7 protein-coding genes are annotated in these 9,685 nt (G+C 37.6%); 6 read left to right on the top strand and 1 reads right to left on the bottom strand.

Going from position 1 to position 9,685, the window contains the following annotated elements; translation table 11 throughout:
* Positions 1–171: 171 nt before the first annotated feature.
* Entirely contained in the window at positions 172–561 is a 390-nt protein-coding gene (gloA, locus tag DC53_RS15230; RefSeq protein ID WP_033028800.1) for a lactoylglutathione lyase, read from the bottom strand.
* 674 nt (positions 562–1,235) lie between these two features.
* Between gloA and DC53_RS15235 the strand changes: the two genes are divergently transcribed.
* The 6 genes from DC53_RS15235 (at position 1,236) to DC53_RS15260 (ending at position 9,410) form a co-directional block, all read left to right on the top strand.
* A complete protein-coding gene (locus tag DC53_RS15235) occupies positions 1,236–2,114 on the top strand; it encodes an NAD(P)-dependent oxidoreductase (RefSeq protein WP_002962960.1) in 879 nt (292 codons plus the stop codon).
* 148 nt (positions 2,115–2,262) lie between these two features.
* Positions 2,263–4,521 (top strand): polysaccharide lyase 6 family protein, encoded by a 2,259-nt coding sequence (locus tag DC53_RS15240; protein WP_033028799.1) that lies wholly within the window; start codon positions 2,263–2,265, stop codon positions 4,519–4,521.
* 5 nt (positions 4,522–4,526) lie between these two features.
* The gene (locus DC53_RS15245) at positions 4,527–6,743 is read left to right on the top strand and encodes a heparinase II/III domain-containing protein (protein ID WP_033028798.1); all 2,217 of its coding nucleotides are present in this window, start codon (positions 4,527–4,529) and stop codon (positions 6,741–6,743) included.
* Between the two features lie 5 nt (positions 6,744–6,748).
* Positions 6,749–7,093, top strand: a complete 345-nt coding sequence (locus tag DC53_RS15250; protein ID WP_002962963.1) for a cupin domain-containing protein — start codon at positions 6,749–6,751, stop codon at positions 7,091–7,093.
* Between the two features lie 2 nt (positions 7,094–7,095).
* Positions 7,096–8,403 (top strand): MFS transporter, encoded by a 1,308-nt coding sequence (locus DC53_RS15255; RefSeq protein WP_002962964.1) that lies wholly within the window; start codon positions 7,096–7,098, stop codon positions 8,401–8,403.
* Positions 8,404–8,477: 74 nt separating this feature from the next.
* Entirely contained in the window at positions 8,478–9,410 is a 933-nt protein-coding gene (locus DC53_RS15260) for a sugar kinase (RefSeq protein WP_033028797.1), read from the top strand.
* Positions 9,411–9,685 lie beyond the last annotated feature (275 nt).

The following is a 9,685-nucleotide window of genomic DNA, read 5'->3' as shown; positions in this document are numbered from 1 at the left end:
AATTAAATTGCACTATAACGTCGTTGAAAATTTTCATTTAGAACAACTAGATACAAAAATTTTTGCCTAGTTTTAGCGTAATTTTCTTAACGTTAAATAGACCCTATATATAAGCAGACTAGCATTAAGCAAATTGTTATAACTTGAATTAGTTGGTAGGTAATTTAAGATTCACTCATATTTTTTCTGAATTAACTCAATTGCATAGCCATCAGGGTCTTTTACAAAAGCAATTTCAGTAGTACCACCTTTTACAGGCCCAGGTTCACGGCTTACATTGCCACCGGCAGCTTTAATATCAGCACATGCTTTGTAAATATCATCAAACTCAATAGCAATATGGCCATATCCATTACCAAGGTCGTAGCTATCTTCGTCCCAGTTATAAGTTAGTTCTAACACTGTGTTATCTACTTCATCGCCATATCCAACAAAAGCAAGCGTGTATCTGTATTCACTGTTATCGGCTCTGCGTAATTCCTTCATACCTAGTATTTCAGTATAAAAAGCAATTGATTTATTCAAATCGGCTACACGCAGCATAGTATGTAATAAGCGCATTTTTACTACCTTAGTTTCATTTATTAAGCTGTTATTTACTGCACAGTGTATGAGCTTTATGCGCTTTTGCAATAGATGAAGGCAAGCTAGGCAAATAAAATCGGTTGAGCTAATCCTGTTACAACATTTATTTATTGATTTACTTTATTTTTGTCTAATATAACAAGTTTAACAGTGAAAGTTTGATTATTGGTCAACCTGTGAATGGTTATGAAAACATTTAAATATTTATTGGAAATTATTGCTTGAAATATGGTTTTTATTAACCAAGTTGTTGTTATTAAGTAACTTAGTTGTTTTTGGTTTAATGCATTGTAAATTGACATGTTTTACAAAGTTAACTTATTGGTTGACAAAATTACTGTATGGTAATAAAGTTTTTGCATACCAATTGGTAACCTCTGTTTTGAGGGGGTTAAATATGTTGGTAAATTATCAGAGTAATACTTAGTCGTAGTTAATATATAACCAGTAATGTTTCAGCCAAATAAGACAACTTATTTATAGGTAGAGTTATTTTATATAGCAAAATTGCAGAACATAGATGGTTTATTTCATTAGCTTACTAAGGGTTACTCTACTGAATTAAAATAAAGACAGAGCGTACCTATTTTATGGGGTAAATCATTACTCATACTCATAAAAGTTTGCGCCATCATATCTAGGAGTTATTCATGTCAAAACCTGTTATTGGTTTCATTGGTCTAGGCCTTATGGGCGGCAATATGGCCGAAAATTTACAAAACAAAGGCTATGAGCTAATTGTTATGGACCTTAGTAAAGATGCGGTTGCAGCATGTGTTGCTCGAGGTGCAAAAACAGCAAGCACTGCAAAAGAGCTAGCTGAAGGTTCTGATATTGTTATGTTTTGTCTTACAACGTCTGCCGTTGTAGAAAAAATTGTTTACGCAGAAGACGGTATCCTAGCGGGCATTAAAGAAGGTGCAGTATTAGTTGATTTTGGTACTTCTATCCCATCATCTACGAAAAAAATTGGTGCTGATTTAGCAGCTAAAGGCGCAGGCATGATCGACGCGCCACTAGGTCGTACACCAGCACATGCTAAAGACGGTCTTTTAAACATTATGGCTGCAGGCGATATTGATACATTCAATAAAGTTAAACCAGTACTGGAAGATCAAGGTGAAAACGTTTTCCATCTTGGCGAGTTAGGTGCAGGTCATACAACTAAGCTAATCAACAACTTTATGGGCATGACGACAGTATGTGCTATGTCACAAGCATTTGCAGTGGCAGAGCTTGCTGGTGTTGACCGTCAACAACTTTTCGACATCATGTCGACTGGTCCATCTAACTCACCGTTTATGCAATTTTGTAAAAACTATGCAGTTGATAATGTTAGCGACCTTGGTTTCTCAATTGCTAATGCAAACAAAGATTTAGGCTACTTCCTACAAATGGTAGAAGACCTAGGTACTGAATCAAAAATCGCTGAAGGTTCATCAGCTAATCTACAAGCAGCGTTTGACGCTGGTATGGGTCAAGGTAACGTTCCTGAAATTTTTGATTACTTCAAAAAGTTAGAAAAGTAATACTTCTCGACCTTATTGAGCGCTTTAAGTTTTTAACTTAAGGCGCTTTAACACACATGACACCAATTGACTAAAGTCTTTATGCAATGTCAGCTTTTTTAAATTCTGATGAAGCATTACTTTCAGTCACAACGAAAAAGAGTTAACTATGCGTTTGATTAATACAATAAAGCTTAGTCTAGTTCTCATCGGTTGCATATCCACACAAATAGCGGCCAAAGATTATTTTATAGAAAGTAAACAAGCTTTTAATGATATCGCAGCCAATCTAGTTGCTGGCGACAAAGTAGTACTTAAAAATGGTACTTGGTCTGACTTCGAAATCCTACTTGAAGGCCAAGGTACAAAAAACTCTCCTATTATATTAACCGCTGAAACTAACGGAAAAGTAATTCTATCAGGTCAATCTAACCTAAGACTTGCAGGTAAATACCTTGAAGCCTCAGGTTTAGTATTTAAAGACGGCTACACACCGAGCTCAGCTGTAATAGAATTTCGTAAAAATAAAAATGAATTAGCCTACAATTCACGAGTTACTCAAACAGTAATCGATAATTACAGTAATCCAGACAAACGAGAGTCTGATTATTGGGTTGCCTTATATGGACAGCATAACCGCTTTGATCATAGTCATTTAGTTGGTAAACGAAATAAAGGTGTGACAGTTGCTGTTCGTTTAAACACTAAAGCAAGCCAGGAAAACTATCACCGCATAGACAACAACTATTTTGGCTACCGTCCTACTTTTGGTTCGAACGGTGGTGAAACCCTGCGTATTGGCACCAGCCACTACTCACTAACTGATTCGCATACATTGGTTGAAAATAATTACTTTGAACGTACCAATGGTGAAGTAGAAATTGTTTCGGTTAAATCAGGCAAAAACATCCTTCGTAATAACGTATTTTATGAAGCGCGCGGTACATTAACGCTGCGCCATGGTAATGGTAATCTTATAGAAGAAAATATTTTTATTGGTAATGGTGTTGATCACACAGGTGGTATTCGCGTTATCAATAAAGATCAAATTGTAAGAAATAACTACCTACAAGGCCTAACTGGCTATCGTTTTGGCAGTGGTTTTACTGTTATGAACGGCGTACCAAATTCATCTATTAATCGTTATCACCAAGTAGAAAATGCGACGATTGAAAACAACACATTTATAAATGTGCGTCATATTCAACTTGCTGCAGGTAGCGATGCTGAGCGTAGCGCAGCCCCAAAAAATAGCGTAATGAAAAACAACTTAATCATAAACCAAGATGGTGAACAGCCATTTACAACATTCGACGATGTAAGTGGTTTAGTATTAAGTAACAACATTGCAGATACAAAAGTGCTTTCTGAGCTAACGTACGGTGTAAAAAAAGATAAAATCACGCTTGAAAAAGCAAGTAATGGTCTACTTTACCCAACATCTAAAAGTTTAAATGTAGGTGCAAAGCGCGATTTAAAAGTACTTAAAAAAGAAGATACCGGTGTTAGCTGGTATGCAAAAGTACCTGCTTTAGTTGATTTTGATTCTGGTAAGACACATTCTGTTAAAGCTGATGTAAGTGCATTACTAGACGCTATTGATAATGCAGAGTCTGGCGATGTTCTAGAACTAGCGCCTGGCCAGTATGATGTTTCTAAACTGGTTAAAATTGATAAAACGCTGACAATTAAAGCGAAGCAGAGCGCAAAGTCTAAACTTACTTTTCAACGCTCTACCTTGTTTGAAATACATGATGGCGGCAGCTTAAAACTAGATGGTTTATCAATTTCAGGTGAAAACGCGCCAGATGCAATAGGTAACAGCATTGTTCGCACGCAAAAATGGGGTATGGTTGATAATTACCGCTTTGTAATGACCAACTCACAGTTAAATGCTTTAGATATTAATCATTCATTCCATTTCTTTATCACTGGTAAAGGTGCAATGGCTGACGAAATTATTGTTACAGATAATACCTTTAATGCAGTAACTGGCGATATTTTACGTTTAAATACTGAAATTGAAGACTTAGGTGTTTATAACGCGGAATACGTCATTGTAAATAATAATACATTTAATAATGTAGAAGGCGGTGTACTTAAGCTTTACCGTGGTGGCACTGATGAAAGTACATTTGGTCCTCATTTTGAAATGACAAATAACACGTTTAATAACGTTGGCCTTGGTAAGCGTAACAAAGAGCAAGCGAGCATTTATGTTCACGGTGTTCAGGTTACTAATATTAAAGATAATAAATTTGTTAAATCTGCTCCTATTGTTGTAGAGCACACAGTAGGCGAGCCTAAAACTGAAATCTCAGGCAATACATTTGATGCCACTAAAGCACCAAGCGTTAAAGAGTTAAGAGTTAAGGGCCCACACACGGCAGTATTAAAAAATAACAACATTTTAAATAAGGCAGGGTAAATACTATGTACTTATTAAAATGCCAAACACGTTTTAAAATAGCCGCTGTAGCTGCAATTACATTGCTTACATCATTGGGGGCGCATGCAGCGCACCCAAACTTAGTGATTACTACTGATGATGTTAAGCAAATGCGCCAAGCAATTAGTAGCAACGGTAGCACAAAGTTTGCTACTGCGTTTGAATCGCTAAAAGCGCAAGTAGATGAACAAATTGCAAAGCCTATCACTGTACCCGTTCCAAAAGATGGCGGTGGTGGTTATACACATGAGCGCCATAAGAAGAATTACCAACTCATGTACAACGCGGGCATTATTTATCAATTAAGCCAAGATGATAAATACGCAAACTATGTACGTGATATGTTGCTTGAGTATGCAAAATTATACCCAACGCTTGGTCTGCATCCAAAACGTAAAATGGACTCGCAAAACCCAGGCAAGTTTTTTTGGCAAAGCCTAAATGAAGCAATGTGGCTTGTGTACACAATACAAGCTTATGATCTAATTCATGACTCGTTAAATGCCGATAATATTAAAACAATCGAGAATGACTTACTCCGTCCTGTTTCGTTGTTCACATCTGTAGGCCAACCGTCTACATTTAATAAAGTACATAACCATGGAACATGGGCAACAGCGGGTGTTGGCATGGCAGGGTATGTATTAGGCGAACCTGAGTGGGTAGAAAAATCATTATACGATTTAGAAAAGTCGGGTAAGGGTGGCTTTATTAAGCAGCTAGAGATGCTGTTTTCACCACAAGGTTACTATAACGAAGGTCCTTACTATCAACGCTTTGCACTATTACCGTTTGTAACGTTTGCTAAAGCGATTGAAAACAACGAACCACAAAGAAAAATATTTGAATATCGCGATGGCATATTATTAAAAGCGATTGATACGACAATTCAACTTAGCTACAACGGTTTGTTCTTCCCAATTAACGATGCAATAAAAAGTAAAGGCATCGATACCATTGAGTTAGTAAATGGTGTAACGGCAGCGTACGGCTTAACCAACGATGCAGGTTATTTAGATATTGCTAAGCAACAAGACCAAATAATTCTCTCTGGTGATGGGCTAAAAGTAGCTCAAGCACTTGATAACAACATGGCAAAACCTTATTCGTTTAAATCTGTTGCCTTCGGTGATGGTAATGACGGTGAACAAGGTGCTTTAGTTGTAATGAGAACGCAGGTAGGTGGCGATCAAGCGCTACTGTTTAAACCTGCTGCACAAGGTTTGGGCCATGGTCATTTTGATAAATTAACATGGCAGTTTTACGACCACGGAAATGAAATTGTATCTGATTATGGCGCAGCACGTTTTTTAAATGTAGAAGCTAAATACGGCGGTCGTTATTTACCTGAAAACGAAACTTACGCTAAACACACTGTTGCGCACAATACGGTAGTGGTTGACGAAACAACGCATTTTAATGCAAATGTTGAAGTAGGAAATAGTAATTACCCTACACTTAACTTTTTCGAAACAAATGAATACGGCACGGTTTCAAGCGGCGAAATAAGCACAGCTTATAAAGGCGTTGATCTTGAGCGTACGCTTGCACTTATTAACTTACCTGAACTACAAAGCACAGTTGCACTTGATATATTTGATGTTGCTGCAAATAAAGCGCATCAACTTGACCTGCCTTTGCATTATAAAGGTCAGCTTATCGATACCAGCTTTGAGTTAAAAGCAAATGCAACGCAGCTGTCTGCGCTAGGTACTAAAAATGGCTACCAACATTTATGGCTTAAAGCTCAAGCGCAACCTCAAAGTGGTTTAGCTAAAGTAACGTGGCTAAACGAAAATGGTCGTTTTTATACGCAAACAAGCTTGGTTAAAGGTGATGAGTCTTTCTTGTTTACTCAAATAGGCGCAAATGACCCTCACTTTAATTTACGCAACGAAAATGGTTTTATTCGTCGTGTTGAGGGTCAAAAGCAACATAAGTTTATATCTGTATTAGAGCCACATGGTGAGTACAACCCAAGTAAAGAATATACCCTAGAAGCTGTTAGTCGAGTTACAAAGCTTGAATATAGTCAGCAGGGCGATTTAACACTTGTTGAACTTGATATTAAAGGCAACTCATATTTAGTGGCAATTAATAAAGCACAAACATCAGCTAAAAACACATTCAATTATCAAAATAAAGAGTTCACTTTAAATGGCCGATTAGGCGTTTATATGATGAACAATAATCAGGAGTAAATAGGATGCAAAAGCAAAGCGCAAACTTTTCATTTGGTAACGAGACCGAAATAGAAGACTTAGGAAATGGTCTAAAACGTCAAATGCTAGGTTATAACGAAGAGCTAATGGCTGTTAAAATTTGGTTTGAGAAAGGGGCTATTGGTTATAACCATGCTCACAGACATTCTCAAGTAACGTATGTTGTTGAAGGTGAGTTTCACTTTAACATTGATGGCGTAACTAAAATCTTAAAACCGGGTGATAGCTGCTTAATCCCACCATTTGCTGATCATGGAGCTACCTGCCCAACAGGCGGAATCCTGATTGATACTTTTAGCCCAGCGCGTGAAGACTTTCTTGAGGATTAATTATGCAACTTAAAGGCTTACGTTGGTGGGTTATAGCGCTAATAGCGCTAGCTACCATTATTAACTATATCGACCGCCAAGCACTTAGTGTGCTTTGGCCGGACATTGTTGAAGATTTATTTCCTGATGAATCAGCGCTAGAACGCAAACAAATATACGCTAATATTTCTATTGTGTTTGTATTTGCTTATGCATTTGGTCAGGCAATCTTTGGTAAAATATTTGACTGGGTGGGCACACGCTTCGGTTTTGTACTATCAATAGGTGTTTGGTCTATTGCAACCGTTGCGCATGCATTTGCACAAGGTGTACTTAGTCTTAGTATTTTTCGCGCAATCTTAGGTGTAGCAGAAGCCGGTAACTGGCCTGGTGCAGCTAAAGGTAACGCAGAATGGTTCCCTACTAAAGAACGTGCTTTAGCACAGGGTATTTTTAACTCTGGCGCCGCAATTGGTGGCATTATTGCTATTCCTTTAATTGCTTATTTAACTATCTACTTTAGCTGGCAAATGGTGTTTGTTTTTGTTGGTGCATTAGGTTTCCTTTGGTTAGTTCCATGGTTAATTTTAGTTAAAGCACCGCCTAGCTCACATCCTTGGCTTACTGCCGAAGAACGTGAATACATTTTAACAGGTCAAAGACGTGTTGATGACAACGGTGATGTAACTGGCGAAGACGAAGAGGAATATAACCCTACAACTGCTGAGTTACTTTCTCGTAAGCAAAGCTGGGGTGTAATCATTGCCTCTGCCGCAATTGACCCAATTTGGTGGTTATTTGTTTTTTGGATCCCTATTTACCTAAACGAAGTATACGGTATGGATGTTAAATCTATTGGTATATACGGTTGGGTACCTTATGTTGGCGCTATGTTTGGTGCTTGGTTTGGTGGCTTATTGGCTCAAAATCGACTCAAAGCAGGTTGGAATACAGACAAAACACGTAAGCTTACTATTACGCTGGGTTGTTTAATTATGTTACCAGCGCTACTTGCAATGGCAAATCCAGGCGGACCAACAACAGCGGTACTAATTATGGCTGTTATCTTATTTGGTTTTCAAACTGCAATTGGTAACGTGCAAACACTACCAAGTGATTTGTTAGGTAAAAAAGCAGTGGGTACATTATCAGGTTTTTCTGGTATGGCGGCAAAGCTTGGTGCTGTAGGTCTTACATCGCTAGTACCTTTTCTTACTGCTGATGGTAACTACACACCAGCATTTGTAATTGGTGCTTCTTTAGCCATCATAGCAATGGCAGCTGTTTGGATTTTAATTCCAAAAATAGAACCTCTTAAAAAGCCTCAATAATCTAGATAATAACTGCTATGCCAACATATTTTGTATAAGTGCATAGCAGTTAACTACATAGGGTAACTTCCAAGATGAAAAATATTTACTTTATCGGTGAATGCATGGTCGAGCTTAGAGCTATGAGCGCGGCAACACTGCACCAATCATTTGCAGGCGATGTTTATAATTCTGCAGTGTATTTAAAACGTTGCTTCCCGCAGGTTACTACTTCGGTTGTTACGGCTTTAGGTCAAGATAATTTAAGTAAAAAAATGCTAGAACGCTTTGAGAGTGAACAAATAAATACGCAACTTGTATTTGCTCACGACACCAAAGTACCTGGTATGTACTACATAGAAACTGATGAGCATGGTGAGCGTAGCTTTATTTATTGGCGCAATGATTCTGCAGCTAAAAAGGTTGTTGATTTTTTAGATGCTGATGCACTCGAGCAGCTTAGCCAAGGTGATATGTTTTTCTTTTCAGGAATTTCATTAGCAATAATTGAAGAAAGTGCACGTGAAGACTTTTGGAAAGTGGTAAAGCAGCTTAAAGATGCTGGGGTTAAAATCGTTTTTGATCCTAATTACAGAGCACGTTTGTGGAATAGTGTAGAGGAAACAAAAGAGCAGTATCATTTAGCCTTTACGTTTGCAGATATTACCCTACCAGGCGTTGAAGATTTAACAACACTTTATGACGTTCATAGCGTAGAAGCAGTTGTTGAATATTTAAAGCCTTACCAAATTGAAGAAATTGTTGTTAAAAATGGCCCTGAATCGGTAGTGACAAAAGAGGGCGATACGCTTCAAAGCCACACCATAATACCGGCAACAAATGTTGTAGATACGACATCCGCAGGCGATGCCTTTAACGGTGTTTATTTAGGTGCTCGTTTATCTGATAAATCAATTTCAAGTGCTGTACAACTTGCAGCAAAAGCAGCAGGTGCTGTTATACAACAGCCAGGCGCAATTGCTCCAAAAGATATATTTCAGCTAGCAATGGTTGAAGCTGGGATCTGATACCAATTTTATTAAAAACATGATCACCTTAGCGTATTAAATAACTCACTAACTACGTTAAAAATTATTTATATAGAACAACTATGTATCATAATTTTAGCCTTGTTATTGAGCTATTTTCTTGTCGCTATAATAGCTCATTAATTTAATGCAATTGGTATAACAAAATAATTAACCTGAACTCTGGTTAAGAGATTTACTAACATATTGAATCATGGTGATATTTAAAATTATTTTCTCTAGCTAGAGATTGTCAGTGAAAACAAGGCGAATTT

Origin of the sequence: Pseudoalteromonas fuliginea (assembly GCF_000690055.1) — a bacterium.
Classification (GTDB): domain Bacteria; phylum Pseudomonadota; class Gammaproteobacteria; order Enterobacterales; family Alteromonadaceae; genus Pseudoalteromonas; species Pseudoalteromonas fuliginea.
The sequence above is the reverse complement of the archived record's forward strand: the minus strand, read 5'-3'. Positions and strand labels throughout refer to the sequence as shown.